We start from the raw sequence: 17,703 nt of genomic DNA, 5'->3' as shown, positions 1-17,703 counted from the left end.
AATGACAAAAGAATCTGGAGAACACAGGGGGTTCAGCAATGGCTGAAACCAAACGCACTAACCATCGCGGTGATGCACTCTTTTACGTTGGAATCGATACCCACACGGATACGCACACTATCGCGGTCATCAATGCCGCTCAACACACTGAGCTGACCGGGACGTATCCGACAACCCCGAAAGGGCTATCAGCAATCGTCAAAGAGCTAGGCCAGTTCGGCGATCCTGAGGGTCTGGTCATCGGGATCGAGGGAACCAACTCCTACGGGGCGAGCTTGAACCGGAGGTTGCAGGCAGATGGATACACCACATTCGAGGTGCTGCGTCCACCCCGTCAAGTGCGGCACATGGATGGTAAGTCTGATCCGATTGATGCCTTGGAAGCAGCTCGCACGGTGATGAGTGGTAAAGGTGTTTCTATACCGAAGCTGGGGCAAGGCCCCGCAGAGGCACTACGTTACCTTCACATCGTTCGAGGCAAATACGTATCGACCATGACGGGGCTTTTGAACATGATCATCTCTTTGTTGATCACTGCTCCCACACCCCTGCGCCAGAAATACACGAAGACTTCGACGAGCAAAACTCTCAAGACCTTGCTTGCATCCAGGCCAGGATCCGCTGACCCTAGCAGCGTAGATTTTCATGTGATGACAGCCTTGAAATCAATGGCTCAAACCCACGCCACCATCAAGGAATCGGCTGATCGCCTAGAAAGACAAATGCAAGTAATCCTTCAGGAGCATTACCCAGCCCTGTTAAGAGTGTTCGGTGTCGGCACCATAACCGCAGCCTCACTGGCAATCACTGCTGGAGACAACCCGAGGCGAATACGCAACGAAGCAGCCTTCGCGAAACTATGCGGTGCCTGCCCCATCCCTGCTTCCAGCGGCAAAACAAACCGTCACCGTGTCAATCACGGAGGTGACAGACAAGGAGACCAAGCCCTCCATCAAATTGCGCTGGTCCGAATGTCATGTCATCAACCCACCCGAGACTACGTCGAAAAGCAGATGAAACGCGGTAGAACCAAGAAAGAAATCCTGCGTCAACTCAAACGAGCGCTATGCCGAGAGATCTACCGTGTCCTTACCCGCCCACAGATCATCGAAGACGAAATCAACCTGCGTGAACTCAGAGTCAGTAAAGGAATCAGCCAAACACAAGCAGCACAAGCACTAGACACATACCCAGCAAGAATCAGCGAAATTGAAACCGGACGACGACCACAACCAGCACTAAAAGACCGCTACAAACAATGGCTCCAAACCATTGACACACCATAGGAGCATCGTGAGGCAAGACGCACTGGGGCCTGTCTCGTTAGCCCATTCATGCATCTCCTCCACCACACGATCAGTGATCCGGCTAATCGTCTCTTTAGACACCGAAGCTCCGTAGATATCGTGGAAGTGAGCACTGATCTCACCAGTGGTCAGCCCTTTAGCGTGAAGAGACAACACGACCTCATCCACGTCGTTCAACCGGCGCTGGCGTTTAGGCACGATCACTGGTTCAAATGTGGCGGCCCGATCACGTGGAACATCAATCTGGACCTGCCCGACCGTGTCAGTCAACACCGTTTTGCTGGTCTTGCCATTACGCGCATTGTCTGCGCTTCCTCCCTCCGTCTTCACGTGTTTAGCACGTCCTAGATGCTCGGTCATTTCTTCATCCAAGGCCGTTTCGATCACTGTCTTGGTGAACTGTTTCAACAAGCCGTCCCGGCCAGTGAGATTAAGACCAGCAGCTTTTGCTTGCCTCACCAGTTCAACGGCAGCGTCCATCTCGGCACAATGCTCTGATTCCTTCAGTTTTTCCTTTGTCGATGCCATAGGCACCAGTGTGTCAACAGACATTTAACATGCCCACCTTCCACGCCGACCAACAGTCAGCGATCCAGACCAGTTACTGTAATGCTTGGGAGTGGCTGATCTGGGATCGGCTGGCAGGATTGGTTTCAGCCCTTTGGGGTGTGGCTCAGCCAGTTACTAACCAGGAACCGTCCAGCAATGACACCGCTGGTGGTTCGTGTGTTCTTAGTGTGATTTGTCCACCCCTGGGGGTTGGGACTGGCCTGACCTGCTCATCGTGGCTTGATGAGAAGCCTGTCCAACCCGTGCGGGTTGTGACTCATTACAGTACTGCCCTATGAGCGCACGCATTTCCCAGGCCAGACCAGACCAGAAGCAATTGATGCATCCGGCCCTCTGGTTGAGAAATGGAAGGAAACACCAAGCTCATGAGCATTGTCGCACACTCCTATTCCTACGTGGTGGGGGTCGATACCCACGCACGTTCCCACACCCTAGCAATCATTGATGCTGCCACCGCCGCTGAAATCGATGCCGCTCAGTTCCCGTCTACCCCAGCAGGGGCCGCTAGGTGCATTTCTTGGATCACCCGGCGCACCAGCACAAAAACAGCACAGGTTCTGGTATCAATGGAAGGAACTAACTCTTATGGCAGTGTGCTACGAGAATCTATGGAGAGCTCTGGCTTCCAAGTAGCAGAAGCCCCACGCCTGCTGATTCGAGGCAAGAGACGTACCGCCAAGAGCGACCCCATCGACGCGGCCAGCATCGCGGTCCGGACCCTACCCATACCGGTCGAACGTTTGACGGTTCCCCGTAGCGGGGACGAACGGCAATCCTTGCGGATCCTGCTGGGCGCGAGGTCTGGGATGACCCGCACTGCTACAGCAATGATCAATGTTCTGACCGCCCTCGTGCGTACCAATGATCTTGGTGTGGATGCGCGCAGGCCTCTGTCCAAGAAACAGATCCGCCAGATCAGTGCCTGGAGAACCCGCGACACCGACTCGCTTTCTCAAAGAACTGCCCGGGCTGAAGCCAAACGAGTCGCCAACACAATCACCAATTTGTGGGAAGAAACCAAGACCAACCTTGAAGCCCTCGACGCCCTGACCAGCTCTATCAGTCCCACGCTCAGGGCGCTTGTTGGTGTTGGCCCCGTCAGTGCTGCCCAGTTCCTTATCAGCTGGTCTCACCCAGGACGCATCCATAATGAAGCCGCGTTCGCTTCTCTTGCCGGTGCCAGTCCTATCCCTGCATCCTCGGGAAACACGAAGCGTCACCGTCTCAATCGGGGCGGTGACCGCCAACTCAATCAAGCCCTACACAACGTGATCCTCGTGAAGATGCGAATCGATGAGACACCAAAACCTACGTCGAGAAACGCACCACGGAAGGCAAAAACAGACGAGAAATCATGCGTTGCCTCAAACGCTACCTAGCCCGCAAAATCCACCGAACCCTCACCACCGAACAATCAACCATACTCAACCCCAAAATCGTTGAAAACACCGATTGACACATATAGAAGCATCACACTTAACGAGATAGTCCCCTCTCTGACATCGTCGATCCAGGTTGGGCCGAGGCCCTCGCGCCCGTTGAGCCCAATATCCATCAGATGGGCGAATTCCTTCGCGACGAGTTGGCTGCCGGCCATCAGTATCTGCCACGAGGAAAAAATATCCTGCGCGCCTTTACTTACCCTCTCAGCGACGTCAAGGTGCTCATAGTGGGGCAAGATCCCTATCCAACACCCGGCCACCCGGTTGGACTCAGCTTCAGTGTGGACCCCTCCGTCCATCCGATCCCACGTTCGTTGGTGAATATCTTCCGCGAGCTTCACGACGAGGTCGGCTGTCGCACTCCTTCGAACGGAGATCTGACCCCGTGGTGCGATCGCGGAGTAATGCTTCTCAACAGAGTCCTAACCGTGGAACCGGGCGCTCCTGCGTCACATCGAGGGAAGGGCTGGGAGGCGGTCACCGACCACGCCATCCGAAGGCTCGCGGCTCGCAACCAGCCGCTCGTGGCGATACTGTGGGGGCGGCCAGCTCAGGAACTCAGACCTCTGCTTGGAGATGTGCCCGTGGTAATGTCGCCGCACCCGTCTCCGCTCTCAGCATCGCGAGGTTTCTTTGGGTCACGGCCGTTTTCACAAGTCAACAAGCTGCTTGTAGCCCAAGGAGCCGATCCAATCGATTGGCAGCTCCCCTAGGTATCGAGCGCGATGTGAGCGCTGGGCGTGCTCAATGCCGGTTGACCAGCAATCCAACTAGCACCCCAAATAACGCTACGACGACGTAGCCCGCGATCAGGGGCCCTCGTAAGTAACTCTCGACGAAATGTTCCTCATACAATCTGCCGGCAACCTTCTTGAATGGTCTGGACCTCGTCGCGACTAGTGCCTACTGGGCTTGTTTGTCTACTTCCTGCAGGGTAACGGTAGCAGGCAGCGTATCGCCTGTGTCTGACTCAACACGACCAAAGCTCATGCTGTCTGCGGTTTCGGAACGTGCCTGACTCGCGTTCTTGAGTATTGAGGTCGACGGCGACGATGGGCTTGAGACATCCTGGTAGATACCCGCTTCCGCCCCTGTCACATAGTACTGGGAAGCAAGATCTCCGGTGAGGCCCGACGGAGTCAGGTACAGCAGATACACCTGATCTGTACTCAACATTTCGACACCTGTTTGTTGTTTGGCTGATCCGATCTGGCGAACCTTGACGACATCGCCTGGGCTCACATCCGTGCCCTTCACCACGCGTGTCACAGAGAACGATGAAATCGTGAAGTCGTCCTCTTTAGTGATATCGCGTGCCACTTCTTGGCTAGAGACGGTGCCGACAACGATCGTCGTCGAATCGTCAGACATGTCGGACAGTGAGTCATAGAGCGTGACTCGAGAAATGTCGCCAGTCGAGTTGGTGCCATCGGAGGACGTCGTCGAACATTCAACACACGACCCTGCGACCACTAGGGTAACCGCAGTAACCCGTCCTATGGAAGAAAAGAACTGCCGTAGCATTGAATCCACCTCATTCACCTGATTTTAGTAGAGCTTATTGATTCCCTTGATTTCATCGCTTGTCAACTTCCTTACTTCTCCGTTCAAATATGCCGTAGAAGCCGACTTGTACATACCATGGTTCAGTCCTGATACGTGGCCCAAGCCAAGCACATGACCTAACTCGTGAAGCCAAAGGACCTTAATCTGCGCTGACGAGGTCGTTGAACCGATATAGAACGAATTCACCTTCGAAGTTGCACTGTGTGTCGCACCTGCGTAATAGGTCCACGTTGACTGACCCTCCCAGCCCGTATTCCCGTAGTTTGCGACATTCGCTTTCTAGGAGGGTCCACTGGCCGTCGTACGTGAAAGAGTGACGTCAGTGGATGCGTTGCAGTCCGCGATAGCAGAGTTGAGTCCGAGGGAGTAGTTTCCTGGAACAACAACAGTTTGGATACGAAGATTTGAACCTGCTCAACGACTTCCGCTCGTCGTATATGCCGAAGCGGGAGATGCCATCACAAGCATGAAAGAAGTAAGCAAGACTGCGAAAATGAGCGGAAGCCCTTTCGCCCGATGCTTCGATCTGGTCGCCCCGTTCGGCAACCAACACTTTCAACGTCTCGATCACGTTTGATTCTTTCGCTGAGCGTCGAATTATGCGCGCCACGATTCCACCCCCGGCAGCCGCTATCACAGCAGCGATGATCACCGTATCGACACCCGCGAGGACACTCACTGTTTCGTTCCTGCCGGGGACTGTGGATCACAAAACCCGCCGATTCATGCAACAGCCTCTATATCCCCCCGATAAAGGGCAAGGATGTTCATTTCTGAATGGCTACAATCTCGATTTCCGCTAGTCTAAATCAGGACTTTTCCTTAGAGCCGCCTATCGGACTCGAACCGATGACCTGCTGTTTACAAGACAGCTGCTCTACCAACTGAGCTAAGGCGGCATTCTGCAAGACGCTTCTTACAGCGTGACTATCTTGCCAGAGAATGAGTGGAGGAGCCAAACCGCGTCACTATGAGGCCTGACTCCTCCTCCTTGTGTGCAGTGCTTAATTCGTGGCAGTGGCGCTCGCATCGCTGCTGGCACCACTCGCACTCACAGCCTCGCTGATCGCTGTGGTGAGCGCTGTGTTCCAGTTAGTAAGCTGCTGGCCGTCAACAATCACGGAGGGGGTGCCAGTCAAGCCGTTGGCAGTGAACTGGCTGGTGGCCTGCGATACGAAATCGTCCAACGTTCCATCTTCAACCGCGGACTGAAGTTCGGCGACGACGTCGTCGGGCACTCCGACTTCCTTTGCAACACCGATCATCTGATCAACGGTTGGCAGCGCATCTGCACTGCCGTCAAACACTGCGGAGGACAGCTCAGAGAACACCGCGTTATGGAACTCGATGTACTGCTCGGGAGCGTTAGCAGCGAGGAAGAAGTCAGCAGCTGCTGACTGCGAAGAGAAGTCTTGGCCCATGATCGCAACCGGGTTGTAGACCAGTGTGATTTCGCCATCTTGCGCCATTTGGGTGAGCTGTTCGCCAAACTGAGCTTCGAGATCGTTGCAGTGGGTGCACAGGTAATCGAAGTAGATGCGGACCTCAGGGGCGCCTTCATTCACAGATCCTGCAGTCAGATCCGAACCCACCGAAATACCGCCCATGTCATCCACGTTCTCCGGCAGTGTGGCCGTGAACTGGCTATCTCCGAACGTGAAATCGGTGAACGCGGGTTCGCCTGTTGCCGACGACGTCGCGTTGTCGGCAGACGAGTCCTTTCCTGAGGAGACAATGAGCCACACAGCGCCCAGCACAAGTGCGAGCACGACCACCACGCCCGTGATGGTCCACGCTAGATTCCGCTTGGCGCGCCGAGCTTCTTCTTCTTGAAGCCTCTTCGCAGCTTCGCGTGCTGCTTCGCGGCGCTGTTCTTTGGTCATATTGGAACTCGCGGTTCCCGGTGTATTCCGTGATGCCATAGAAGCATCCTAGACAGGTTGTTCCGGATAATGCAGTGCCGTGAGCAGATTATCGCCCAGAAGTCGCAGGCGCGGATCGTCACATTGACGCCGCGCCACATATGCGCAAAACCGATAAACCTAGTTGGTTACCTATGTGGCGCACTAGGACGCCAAGAAGAATGGCGCATTCACAGGCACCCAGTTGGGTTGTCCGCCCATAGCGAGCAACGCAACCACTCCAATTGCCATGACCAAGACAAAGGACCAGAACACTTTGTATCCGGGTGAGGGAACCAAAGCTCTGCACGCGATCCGTGAGCCTTCTTGCCCGCTTGCATTTGATCCAATGCTCCACGAAACCAAGAATGTGACCGTGGCACCTATCGCGATGACCAACCGCAAACTGGGGAGCGTGAACACACTGGCCACCCACATGGCCGCCGCTCCAAAGAAAGCGCCTACCACTGTATTGAGGATCTGGAGAATGACCGAACGAACCAAAGCCCACGGCAGCCGCAACGCTGCGAACATCGCGTCTGAACCACTCGGTCCACCTCTCTCCATTCTCCGGCGCCGCAGCCGCGCCGAAGTGGAGCCAATACAGCTGGCCACCACCGCGAGAACAAAGTAGGCAAACACAGACACCATGGGGAACAGCATCGCCGCACACGCCAGAAGCGCGCCTACCAGCAATACAAGTATTCGCGAGGGCGGTGCAGGCCGCATCCATTGAGGGATAATTTGTGGGTCGTGGACCACTCCCGCATATGGCGCAAGATGGGCCCAGTCCGCATTCTGCGCGCTTTGGTAGGCCATATCCTGAGTGGGTTGATGCGCCATATCCTCAGGCGGTTGATACCGATCGAGTGCCACCGTTTGGTATCCACTGGCTGGCCCAAAGTGGTCCCTGTTAGGCGAATTCGGCGTGTACCCATCTGAAGCCGCAATCACCGGCCGCCCATAAGGCTGCGCGTTACCCAACTGCCCTTGTTCCGCGGGATACGGATAGATCGCCTCAGTGGGCTTCGCATCGGATTGTTCACGCGGATCAGCAGCCCCTAATGGCAACACACCATTCGGATCGACGCCCCCATGGCCGCTGGCACCCACGACCGTCGCTCGAGCATCGCCAACCCCTGCGTAGTTACCCACAGGCGTGACCGCGGTTGGGGTGGCCATGTCGGGCTGGTTGCCCTGCCGTCCATAACCATCCATTGTTGCGTTGAACTGACCAACTTCCCCTATCCCATCCGGAACTAGGGTTTCCGGCGAACTCAAGGACGCGACGACGTCGTCGGTATTGCCAGACTTCGGGATCCCACCAGGTGCGCCAACCGGATAGCTAACGGGCTCTTGAACCAAGTACTCGCCACGGCTGGGGTCCTCGATGACTGCGATGAGTTCGCCAATGGAGATGCGTGCGACCGGATCGGGTGAAAGTGCACGCGTGAAGGCGGCAGCGAGTTCGGGTGAGAGTCCTTCTAGGTCCGGGCTTCCGGTGAGCGCGCGATAGCTGATCGCATGGGAATTCCCCTCACCGAAGGGCGCCGTGCCGGTTGCGGCGTAGGCAAGCACTGCGGCCAAAGCCCACCAATCGGCAGCCTCGTCAGGCTGGTCACCTCGGATCACGCGGGGATCGCAATATCCAGGCGTGTGGGAAAGCGATCCTGCCTGCGTGAAGCGGGGATCCTTATCAAGCTGGGCAATGCCAAAATCGATGAGTACCGGGCCGTTTTCGCTCATCATGACGTTTGTGGGTTTGAGATCTCGATGGAGCACACCAACGTCGTGAATCGATTCCACGGCGCGTTCGAGCTGGCGAGCGAGGTCGGTCAGGTCTCCTTCGGTGTAGACCCCTGAGTCGACGACGTCCTGTTCCAAAGTTGGCCCGTCAATGAGCTCTGTGACAATGAAAGCCTCATCCTCATCAGATTCGGCATCGAGAACCTCAGCGACGTACTGGCCGCGCACCTTCTGCAACATGTGTACTTCGCGGCGTAGCCTGTCCCTGCCGCCTGGTGCGCTTACCACCGAAGAGTTGAGCAGTTTGAGCGCAACGCGCTTGCCCGCGCCATCCTCGGCTTCGAACACAGTGGACATACCGCCGTAGCCGATCCTCTTGATCAGCCTGTATCCCCCAACATCGGTCCGCTCGCGCACACTCCTAAGCTACCCGAGCACCGCTCCCAACACGAAAGGCAGGCGATCCCTTGGAGAAAATAGGCAAAACTGGCCAAAACTGAGCCTGCAAAATGTAGCGCAAAGTTTCAGGAGGTGCCACAATAGAGGAGGTTCATCTTTGATGAGCTGTGTCAGAGTCGACACGATTCGGCACCTTTCACTCGGATCGTCCGGCACGTACCTGCCGGTGAAGGGACCATAAGAAAATTATGGCAACTGTAACCTTTGACAAGGCCACACGCGTGTACCCGGGTTCGGATACACCAGCTGTTGATCAGCTATCGCTCGAGATTCAGGATGGGGAATTCCTCGTACTGGTCGGGCCCTCAGGATGCGGAAAGTCCACCTCGCTGCGCATGCTCGCAGGTCTCGAGGATGTGAACAACGGCCGCATTTTCATTGGCGATCGCGACGTCACCGACGTCTCACCTAAGGATCGCGACATCGCAATGGTCTTCCAGAACTACGCCCTGTACCCCCACATGACCGTGGCGGACAACATGGGATTTGCTCTGAAGATTGCCGGCGAACCTAAAGATGCGATTCGCAAGCGCGTTGAAGAAGCCGCAAAGATCCTCGACCTCGAACCCTACCTCGACCGTAAGCCGAAGGCCCTTTCGGGTGGCCAACGCCAGCGCGTCGCAATGGGCCGAGCAATCGTCCGCGAGCCTCAGGTATTCCTGATGGACGAACCTCTTTCCAATCTGGACGCTAAGCTCCGCGTTCAGACCCGCACCCAAATCGCATCACTTCAGCGGCGCCTGGGCATCACCACCGTCTACGTCACCCACGATCAGACAGAAGCTCTGACCATGGGCGATCGCATCGCGGTACTCAAGGATGGCCTCCTCCAGCAGGTTGGCACCCCTTCCGAGATGTATCAGACTCCCCAGAACGCCTTCGTGGCAGGATTCATTGGCTCCCCCGCCATGAACCTTGGCAAGTGGCGCATCGTTGGTGAGACCGCCGTTTATGGCGACGCCGTCGTGCGCCTTCCGCGCGACGTCATCGCAAAGGTCACGCCAGAAGACGAAGGCAAGATCATTGTCGGATTCCGTCCGGAATCTGCCGAATGGGCACCTGAGCCCACCGAATCCAACATCCCCGTCAGCGTCTCATTCGTTGAATCGCTCGGCTCAGATGCCTTCGTCTACGGCAAGGTTTCTGGATCGGACAACGAGACCGACAAGGTTGGATCGGGTGACAGTTCCGATCAGCTCACTGTTCGCATCGAGCCTGACCGCCTGCCAGTTGCTGGAGACGTCATACATTTGTCGCCAGCGCTTGACCGCCTGCACTTCTTCGCAGCTGCGACGGGTAACCGTCTAAACTAAGAAGTCGAGCATGAAGTGAGGGCCGTGGCGTTCCGTGCGCCGCGGCCCTCTGCATGTTTTGCCCCTAGTGTCACGGAAAGGTATTGAGAATGTTGCAGTCTTTGCAGATCATGGCTGCGCGCGTTGATCCCGCGCTACTTGACCTGCCCTGGAATGTTCCTCTCGAGGATTGGCCCGAAGATATTGTGGCAGCTTTGCCGCGCGGCATCTCCCGCCATATCGTCCGCTTCGTGAGCCTTGGGGACCGGATTATCGCGGTCAAGGAGATCGGCGAATCGGTGGCCTACCACGAATATGAGATGCTCCGTGATCTTGGCCGCCTCGATGCACCTTCCGTAGAACCAGTGGCCGTCATTACCGGGCGTTCGAGCGACGACGGCGAACCCCTGAACGCCGTTCTTGTCACGGCCCACCTTCCTTACTCGCTGCCCTACCGGGCGGTATTTGGCCAGCATCAACGGCCTGAGACAGTGCGCCGCCTCATCGATGCCCTCACCGTGCTCATGGTTAGGCTTCATCTTCTTGGGTTCTTCTGGGGTGACGTCTCCCTCTCCAACACACTTTTTCGGCGCGACGCCGGCGCCTTCGCCGCCTACCTTGTAGACGCCGAAACCGGTGAACTCTATGACAGCATGACCGACGGCAAGCGTCTCTATGACATCGACGTGGCCCGCACCAATATCATCGGCGAGCTGATGGACCTCCAGGCTGGTGGTGTGCTTCCTGAGGATTACGACGTCATTGAGGTCGGCAACAATTTCGCCACCCGTTATGAAGAGCTGTGGAACGAACTCACCAAACAGACCTCGTTCTCCGCGAACGAACGCTGGAAGGTTGCGGAACGGGTCGAACGACTCAACGATCTTGGCTTCGACGTCGGCGAACTGGCAATGACAACCGATTTGGACGGCACGCGCCTCTACATTCAGCCAAAGGTTGTGGACGCAGGGCATTACTCACGCCAGATCATGCGCCTGACCGGAATGGATGTGGAAGAAAACCAAGCGCGCCGCATGATGAATGACATTGAGCAGTATCGAGCCCAACGGGACATGCAGAAGGATAGCCTCTCGCTTGTGGCACACGACTGGATGACCCGCGTGTTTGAGGCGACTGTCAACGGTGTACCACGCGATCTGCGCGGCAAACTGGAGCCTGCTGAGATCTTCCACCAGTTCCTCGAACATCGGTGGTTTATCAGCGAAAAGGCCGGATATGACGTGCCGTTCAAGAAAGCACTGAAGTCCTTTGTGGACAACGTGCTCAGCCAGCGCCGGGATGAGCGGTCCTATCTCGGCCGAGGCGATACCGAGGAACTTCCTGCTATCGATCTGGACGAAGTGTAGGGCCCCCACACCGGGCTGGCTGCAACGTGACGTCTCTGCTGTCTAGGCGGTCAGGTTCTTGCTGGTTAAGCAGCTAGGTTCTTGCTGGTTAAGCAAGGGCCCGCCGCTCAGGCAGCCAACTCTGCGATAACCAACTCTGCCACCTGAATGGCATTGAGGGCTGCACCCTTGCGAAGGTTGTCACCAACGATGAACATGGCGAGGCCACGCCCACCTTCAACCGACTGGTCTTGGCGGATCCGTCCAACGAAGGTGGGATCTTGGCCAGCTGCCGCCAGCGGGGTTGGGACGTCCGTGAGAACAACTCCCGGGGCGTCAGCAAGGAGCTCGCGCGCGCGATCTGGCGTCACTGACTTCTCAAACTCGGCGTTGACAGAAAGCCCGTGAGCGGAGAAGACGGGGACTCGCACGCACGTACCTGAAACGAGGAGCTCTGGGATTTCCAAGATCTTCCGCGATTCGTTACGAAGCTTCTGCTCTTCATCGGTCTCCTCGGAGCCGTCATCTACCAAATTGCCGGCAAAAGCAATGGCATTGAAGGCAATCGGAGCCACGTATGTAGAAGGCTCAGGGAACTCAACAGCAGAGCCGTCCGTCACGAGCTGTGTGACATCCTGATCCAGTGCGGCGCGTACCTGTGATTCGAGTTCCTTGACGCCCTTGAGGCCCGATCCGGAGACCGCCTGGTAGGAGGAGACCACAAGGCGCTTGAGGCCGAAGTTATCGTGCAGAATCTTCAACGAGGGCATCGCTGCCATGGTTGTGCAGTTCGGGTTCGCGATGATTCCCTTTGGGCGATCCTTGATCGCGTGGGGGTTCACTTCGGAAACCACTAGGGGAACCTGAGGATCTTTGCGCCATGCGGAAGAGTTGTCAACAACAACAGCACCGGCTGCAGCGAACCGTGGCGCGTATTCAAGCGATGTTCCGCCACCTGCGGAGAATACGGCGACGTCGATCCCCGAAAGGTCCGCCGTGGCCACATCTTCAACCACAATTTCTTCGCCACGGAACGGAAGAACTGTTCCCGCACTTCGTGCCGATGCGAAGAAGCGCACCTTATCCGCAGGAGTGTTGCGCTCCTCGAGGAGCGCACGCATAACACGGCCAACCTGCCCGGTTGCGCCAACAACAGCAAGGGTGATGCTCATCGCCCGGTACCTCCATAAACAACTGCTTCGGATTCGGAGTCTAGGCCGAAGGCGGTATGCACAGCGCGTGCCGCTTCTTCAAGCGATTCCGGTTCCAGAACTACGGAAATGCGTATCTCCGATGTGGAGATCATGTCGATGTTTAGGCCTTGGTCAGCCAGAGTCTTAAATAGGCGAGCCGAAACCCCTGAGTGGGAACGCATACCAGCGCCAACGATCGAAAGAATTCCAATGCTCTCCGATATCTGAATCTCCTTGAAGCCGAGGCTCGCCTGCTGCGCTTCGAGTGCCTGGACCACGCTGTGAAGCTGGGACTGCGGCACTGTGAAGGAGATGTTGGAGATGCCGGGGTTGGAGAGCGATGTGTTCTGCACGATCATGTCGATATTGCCGTCAGCTGCGCCAACGATTGCAAAGATCTTTGCTGCGGATCCTGGCACATCCGGAACGCCAACCACCGAAATCTTGGCCTGCGAACGGTCGTGGGCCACACCGGAAACGATGGGCGCCTCCATGGCCTTCTGTTCGCTGAAGTTATCGCTCACGATCCAAGTTCCTTCCTTGTCGGAGAATGACGAGCGCACATGTAGTGGCACATTGAATTTGCGGGCGAATTCCACCGCACGCAGGTGGAGAACCTTGGCACCATGTGCCGCGAGTTCCAGTGTCTCTTCATACGTCATGACCTTGAGCTGACGTGCCGCCGGCACGATGCGAGGATCTGCAGAGAAGACACCGTCAACGTCTGTATAGATCTCGCAAACGTCAGCGTGCAGAGCCGCCGCAAACGCAACTGCTGTGGTATCCGAACCGCCGCGGCCCAAGGTGGTGACGTCATTGCGAGAGTTGACGCCTTGGAAGCCTGCCACAATTGCTACCGCGCCAGATTGAATGGTGCGGAGAATCCGTTCGGGGACGATTCCAAGAATCGATGCCTTGCCATACTTGTCATCAGTCAGGAGGCCAGCTTGCTGACCGGTGTAGGCGTGAGCCTCCACTCCGGCTTCATTGACCGCCATAGCCAGAAGTGCCATCGAGATGCGTTCGCCAGCTGTGAGGAGGATATCCATCTCACGGGCCGGAGGATCAGGTGTTACTTTCGTGGCCAGATCGATGAGATCGTCGGTCATGTCCCCCATCGCCGACACCACAACGACGACGTCGTTGCCCGCTTCGTGTGTATCCGCAATCCGTTTCGCGACACGCTGGATACTAGCGGCGTCCGCTACCGAGGATCCGCCGAACTTCTGGACAACTAATGCCACGTGGTGCTCCTTTTATCGACCTGTTCATGGTAACGATGCATGCTTGGCAGGAGGCGGCGGTACCGACTGGTGGACACAGAGTGAACTCCAGAACTGCCAGCGCCGTGTATTGTCCGACTCATCATCTCACATGTTGGAAGTTGACATGTGGTCCGAAAGCTCTAGGCGCCGCAAGGGTTCACCTCCTGGGTTTGTCGCCACCAGAGGGCGTGTGGATTCGCTGGCGACCCTCGAATGCGCGCGACAACGTAATCTCATCTGCGTACTCCAGATCGCCGCCCACGGGAAGGCCAGATGCGAGGCGCGAGACCATCACGCCCAGAGGAACGATGAGCCTAATGAGGTAGGCAGCCGTTGCCTCGCCTTCAATATTAGGATCCATCGCCAAGATGACCTCTTCAATAGCACCGTCACTAAGCCGAGTGAGGAGCTCTCGAATTCGCAGGTCATCCGGCCCAACGCCCTGGATGGGATTGATCGAACCTCCGAGCACGTGATAGCGCCCGCGGAACTCGCGCGTTCGTTCGATTGCGACGATGTCTTTCGCTTCTTCCACCACACAAAGAACCGAATCGAGACGCCGAGGGTCGGCGCAGATTGAGCAGATTGTTGCTTCGGTAACATTCCCGCAGCGTTCGCAGAAGTGGACACGTTCCTTGACTTGCAGGATGGCGCGGGAAAGCGCATCGACCTCGGCCGGATCCTGCTCAAGAATGTAGAACGCGATGCGTTGGGCACTCTTGGGGCCGACGCCTGGCAGTCTGCCAAGTTCGTCAATGAGGTCCTGAACCGCGCCGTCATAAACTCCTGGCATCAGGATCCTCCATTTTCGTTGGCAACTTCTTCAATGATGGTTCCTCCGAATGTATCGAGAACCACATCGATTCCCACCAAGTTGGACTGTTCGATCGTTGGGTCATCTGCGCTGACCTCATCCTCATCGCGGATGGGCGTGGTGGGCCCTGAACCCGCCGCGTGGAGGGACGTTGGTGGAAGGGATGCTCCGGGAGCGTGAGCGGCCAAGATGCGTGAGGCTATGGAACCCCGTTTTGCTGAGTGATCTGGCCTGTTCATTGGCACAGGCGGCTTCAACATCGGCATCTGACGCTGATAGAAGGGAACGTCAGTGGTATCTGCGGGTGCCCAACTGGCATCCGGAGCACTGTCCACAGACGGCACAGCTTCACGGTACGGATCTGACTCCGGGTACGGAGGTGGAACTTGCGATGGGTACGGTTCCAGATCCTGCGAGGTGGCATCCTCACGTTGATCAGGTACACGTTGATCTGGCGAGGTGGCACGCTCGGGTTGATCTGGCACACGTCGATCTGGCGAGGTGGCACGCGCAGGCGGGATATCAAAGGAATCACTCAATAGCAGAGCGAGAACCCCCGCAGGATCATCGCTAGCTGACGAGTTGGCTGACTCCGCGCCGTCGGGAACCGAAGGAACCTCGAACCGCCCACTGGCGGGTGGTTCCGGTTCGTGTGCTTCCGGCGCCGATCCATACGTGGTGAATTCCCGTGCCAACTCAGCCGCAGATAATGCGGGTTGGCCTTCAGGCTCATACTCGGCTTGACCCTCGGACCACTTCTCGGTTTGGCTTTCGGGCCCATGTCCGGCTTGGCCCTCGGCTTGGCTTTCGGGCCCATGTCCGGCTTGGCTTGCGGTCTCATACTCGGCTTGGCCCTCGGACCAGTTCTCAGGTTGGTGGGTAGCCCCGGGAACCGTGGCGGGTTCAGTGTGGCCGCGCGCCCCAGAATCGTGCTCCGATCTGGAACTGCTCGGAGGTATCTGCGTATCTGCCGGGAACCGAGCCTCGGCCGCCTTACTGGCGGCCGCTACTTTTGGGGAAGACTGTTCGCCTTCTTCAACTGCGCGGACTTCAACATCAACCGCGAGTACATCCTTGACGGCTTCCAGCAACACAGCGGGATCGCGCCCGTTCGCGAACCTTGCCGCCATACCTGGCATCGAGAACACGACCGTGAGAACACCGTTCTCAACTGTGTGTGCCTCCACATACTGAAGCTTTGACCACGCCACATTCGAGCGGTTGTGCACTGCCGCAAGCACTTCACCCCAGCGAGCCTCATCGATCTCAACTGAAGGGGCCGCGGAATCCACACGATCAGGCGTTTGGCCGTGGCGGGCTTGCGCGGAACTGGCCTGTTCTGTATCTGCGAGGACGGGTCCAGATGGCTCGGTTTGGGGCAGGACCGTTGAAACTGCAGACGGAGCTTGCACCGTGGCTGAAGGAGTTGGTGCCGGGGATTCTGCCGGCGTAAACGTTGACCGTATAGGCGCTTGCCGCGCGTCCGCCGCGGATGCGGACGCGCTCCGATCCTCCTGCGGAGCCGCCCATCCGGGGGAAACCACCCTGCCGGATGGGCGAACCGGCTGCGCCACGCTCCCCGCTGCTGGCTGCCGTATTGCTGACTTCGGGCGAGGAATCGCGCTGGCAGGGCGTTCCCTCACGGGAGCCGTGGCGCTTGGCTCATGAGGTGCGCCCTCTTCTGATGGCGCAGGAGCCTGTGTTGGGAGCAGAAGCCGCGCACACAGCAACTCCAACTGCAGGCGCGGTGAAGTAGCACCAACCATGAGACTGAGCGCTTCATTCACCAGATCGGCGCTCTTTGACGCACGCGCCGCACCCAAGTGCTCAGCCTGATCCAGCATCCGGGCGTATTGATCTTGGGGAACAGAGGTCAGTACGTCCGACGCCTGTTCGCCAGCCAAAGCGATCACAATGATGTCACGGAGGCGTTGCAGAAGGTCCTCAACAAACCTGCGCGGATCATGCCCAGATTGGATCACTCGGTCCACGACGGAAAAGAGAGTTGCGCCAGACCCGGAGCCGATCGCCTCCACGGCGTCGTCGAGCAAAGATCCATCGGTGTAGCCGAGAAGTCCGATGGCGGCATCGTAGGTGAGCTCGCCATCTTCTGCGCCACCGATCAACTGATCGAGAACTGAGAGGGAATCACGAACGGATCCACCCCCCGAACGTACGACGAGCGGGATGACTCCCGTGCCGACGTGAATACCTTCTTCAGCAGCGATCTGTTCTAGGTAACCGTTTAGCGTCTCCGGGGGAACCAACCGGAACGGATAGTGGTGAGTACGCGAGCGGATCGTGCCGATGACCTTTTCAGGTTCTGTTGTGGCGAAGATGAACTTCACATGCGCAGGCGGTTCCTCCACTAGCTTGAGCAACGCGTTGAAACCTTGATTCGAAACCATGTGGGCTTCGTCGATGATGAAGATCTTGTAGCGGTCCCGTGCCGGTGCAAAGGACGCGCGTTCGATGAGGTCACGCGCATCGTCAACACCACCGTGACTTGCGGCATCCATTTCGACGACGTCGAGTGACCCTGAGCCGCTGAGCGAAAGTTCACGGCACGACGCACATTCGCCACATGGCGTGTCAGTTGGCGCCTGCTCGCAGTTCAAGCATCGCGCGAGAATTCGCGCCGACGTGGTCTTTCCACAACCACGCGGGCCGGAAAACAAGTATGCATGAGCCGTTTTATCCGCGCGCAGTGCCGCCATCAAGGGACGTGTGACTTGCTCTTGGCCAATCACGTCTTGGAATTTCTGGGGACGGTAACGCCGGTACAGTGCCATGCTCACGGAA

11 protein-coding genes, 1 tRNA gene and 3 pseudogenes are annotated in these 17,703 nt (G+C 57.3%); 5 read left to right on the top strand and 10 right to left on the bottom strand.

The genetic code is table 11. From position 1 onward, the window contains the following. Window positions 1–38 precede the first annotated feature (38 nt). Complete coding sequence (locus tag H2O17_RS01205) at window positions 39–1,286, top strand: IS110 family RNA-guided transposase (RefSeq protein WP_182049970.1); 1,248 nt, start codon at window positions 39–41, stop codon at window positions 1,284–1,286. 36 nt (window positions 1,287–1,322) lie between these two features. On the opposite strand, the pseudogene H2O17_RS01200 reads toward H2O17_RS01205, so the two are convergent. Then, window positions 1,323–1,835: pseudogene (locus tag H2O17_RS01200) on the bottom strand (transposase); the annotation flags it as partial. A 407-nt stretch (window positions 1,836–2,242) separates the two neighbouring features. Here H2O17_RS01200 and H2O17_RS01195 point away from each other — a divergent pair. Both H2O17_RS01195 and H2O17_RS01190 read left to right on the top strand, forming a co-directional pair. Next, the gene (locus H2O17_RS01195; protein ID WP_220456793.1) at window positions 2,243–3,256 is read left to right on the top strand and encodes an IS110 family RNA-guided transposase; all 1,014 of its coding nucleotides are present in this window, start codon (window positions 2,243–2,245) and stop codon (window positions 3,254–3,256) included. A 110-nt stretch (window positions 3,257–3,366) separates the two neighbouring features. Then, a pseudogene (locus tag H2O17_RS01190) lies at window positions 3,367–4,032 on the top strand (uracil-DNA glycosylase); the annotation flags it as partial. A 190-nt stretch (window positions 4,033–4,222) separates the two neighbouring features. On the opposite strand, the gene H2O17_RS01185 reads toward H2O17_RS01190, so the two are convergent. The 5 genes and pseudogenes from H2O17_RS01185 to H2O17_RS01165 all read right to left on the bottom strand — a co-directional run bounded on the left by H2O17_RS01185 (window position 4,223) and on the right by H2O17_RS01165 (window position 8,949). After that, window positions 4,223–4,843, bottom strand: coding sequence for a hypothetical protein (locus H2O17_RS01185; RefSeq protein ID WP_182049969.1), 621 nt, complete (start codon window positions 4,841–4,843; stop codon window positions 4,223–4,225). Between the two features lie 24 nt (window positions 4,844–4,867). Then, a pseudogene (locus H2O17_RS11775) lies at window positions 4,868–5,125 on the bottom strand (matrixin family metalloprotease); the annotation flags it as partial. 586 nt (window positions 5,126–5,711) lie between these two features. Beyond that, window positions 5,712–5,784: transfer RNA gene (locus H2O17_RS01175), tRNA-Thr, on the bottom strand. A 105-nt stretch (window positions 5,785–5,889) separates the two neighbouring features. After that, window positions 5,890–6,807: a DsbA family protein gene (locus tag H2O17_RS01170; RefSeq protein WP_182049968.1), complete on the bottom strand. Its 918-nt coding sequence runs from the start codon at window positions 6,805–6,807 to the stop codon at window positions 5,890–5,892. A gap of 144 nt (window positions 6,808–6,951) precedes the next feature. Continuing rightward, window positions 6,952–8,949: a serine/threonine protein kinase gene (locus H2O17_RS01165; RefSeq protein ID WP_182049967.1), complete on the bottom strand. Its 1,998-nt coding sequence runs from the start codon at window positions 8,947–8,949 to the stop codon at window positions 6,952–6,954. A gap of 230 nt (window positions 8,950–9,179) precedes the next feature. Here H2O17_RS01165 and H2O17_RS01160 point away from each other — a divergent pair, with 230 nt between their 5' ends. Further along, window positions 9,180–10,304 carry an ABC transporter ATP-binding protein gene (locus tag H2O17_RS01160; protein WP_182049966.1) on the top strand — a complete coding sequence of 375 codons (1,125 nt, stop codon included), beginning with the start codon at window positions 9,180–9,182 and terminating at the stop codon, window positions 10,302–10,304. Between the two features lie 89 nt (window positions 10,305–10,393). Next, window positions 10,394–11,650 (top strand): DUF4032 domain-containing protein, encoded by a 1,257-nt coding sequence (locus H2O17_RS01155; RefSeq protein WP_182049965.1) that lies wholly within the window; start codon window positions 10,394–10,396, stop codon window positions 11,648–11,650. A gap of 107 nt (window positions 11,651–11,757) precedes the next feature. Here the strand turns inward: H2O17_RS01155 and H2O17_RS01150 are convergent, their stop codons facing one another. From H2O17_RS01150 to H2O17_RS01135, 4 genes are all read right to left on the bottom strand, one after another. Continuing rightward, the gene (locus H2O17_RS01150; RefSeq protein WP_182049964.1) at window positions 11,758–12,801 is read right to left on the bottom strand and encodes an aspartate-semialdehyde dehydrogenase; all 1,044 of its coding nucleotides are present in this window, start codon (window positions 12,799–12,801) and stop codon (window positions 11,758–11,760) included. Continuing rightward, window positions 12,798–14,066 (bottom strand): aspartate kinase, encoded by a 1,269-nt coding sequence (locus tag H2O17_RS01145; RefSeq protein WP_182049963.1) that lies wholly within the window; start codon window positions 14,064–14,066, stop codon window positions 12,798–12,800. Before H2O17_RS01145 ends, H2O17_RS01150 begins: the two co-directional genes overlap by 4 nt. A gap of 178 nt (window positions 14,067–14,244) precedes the next feature. Then, window positions 14,245–14,880 (bottom strand): recombination mediator RecR, encoded by a 636-nt coding sequence (gene recR / locus H2O17_RS01140; protein WP_182049962.1) that lies wholly within the window; start codon window positions 14,878–14,880, stop codon window positions 14,245–14,247. Continuing rightward, window positions 14,880–17,693, bottom strand: a complete 2,814-nt coding sequence (locus H2O17_RS01135; protein ID WP_246311344.1) for a DNA polymerase III subunit gamma and tau — start codon at window positions 17,691–17,693, stop codon at window positions 14,880–14,882. The genes recR and H2O17_RS01135 overlap by 1 nt, the downstream gene beginning before the upstream one ends. Window positions 17,694–17,703 lie beyond the last annotated feature (10 nt).

Origin of the sequence: Changpingibacter yushuensis, assembly GCF_014041995.1 — a bacterium.
Lineage (GTDB): Bacteria > Actinomycetota > Actinomycetes > Actinomycetales > Actinomycetaceae > Changpingibacter > Changpingibacter yushuensis.
The sequence above is the reverse complement of the archived record's forward strand: the minus strand, read 5'-3'. Positions and strand labels throughout refer to the sequence as shown.

What these genes read in the sequence shown, in the direction of transcription:
- H2O17_RS01205 (WP_182049970.1), top strand. Translation starts at nt 39, where the DNA reads ATGGCTGAAACCAAACGCACTAACCATCGCGGTGATGCACTCTTTTAC.
- H2O17_RS01195 (WP_220456793.1), top strand. Translation starts at nt 2,243, where the DNA reads ATGAGCATTGTCGCACACTCCTATTCCTACGTGGTGGGGGTCGATACC.
- H2O17_RS01185 (WP_182049969.1), bottom strand. Translation starts at nt 4,843, where the DNA reads ATGCTACGGCAGTTCTTTTCTTCCATAGGACGGGTTACTGCGGTTACC.
- H2O17_RS01170 (WP_182049968.1), bottom strand. Translation starts at nt 6,807, where the DNA reads ATGGCATCACGGAATACACCGGGAACCGCGAGTTCCAATATGACCAAA.
- H2O17_RS01160 (WP_182049966.1), top strand. Translation starts at nt 9,180, where the DNA reads ATGGCAACTGTAACCTTTGACAAGGCCACACGCGTGTACCCGGGTTCG.
- H2O17_RS01155 (WP_182049965.1), top strand. Translation starts at nt 10,394, where the DNA reads ATGTTGCAGTCTTTGCAGATCATGGCTGCGCGCGTTGATCCCGCGCTA.
- H2O17_RS01150 (WP_182049964.1), bottom strand. Translation starts at nt 12,801, where the DNA reads ATGAGCATCACCCTTGCTGTTGTTGGCGCAACCGGGCAGGTTGGCCGT.
- recR (WP_182049962.1), bottom strand. Translation starts at nt 14,880, where the DNA reads ATGCCAGGAGTTTATGACGGCGCGGTTCAGGACCTCATTGACGAACTT.
- H2O17_RS01135 (WP_246311344.1), bottom strand. Translation starts at nt 17,693, where the DNA reads ATGGCACTGTACCGGCGTTACCGTCCCCAGAAATTCCAAGACGTGATT.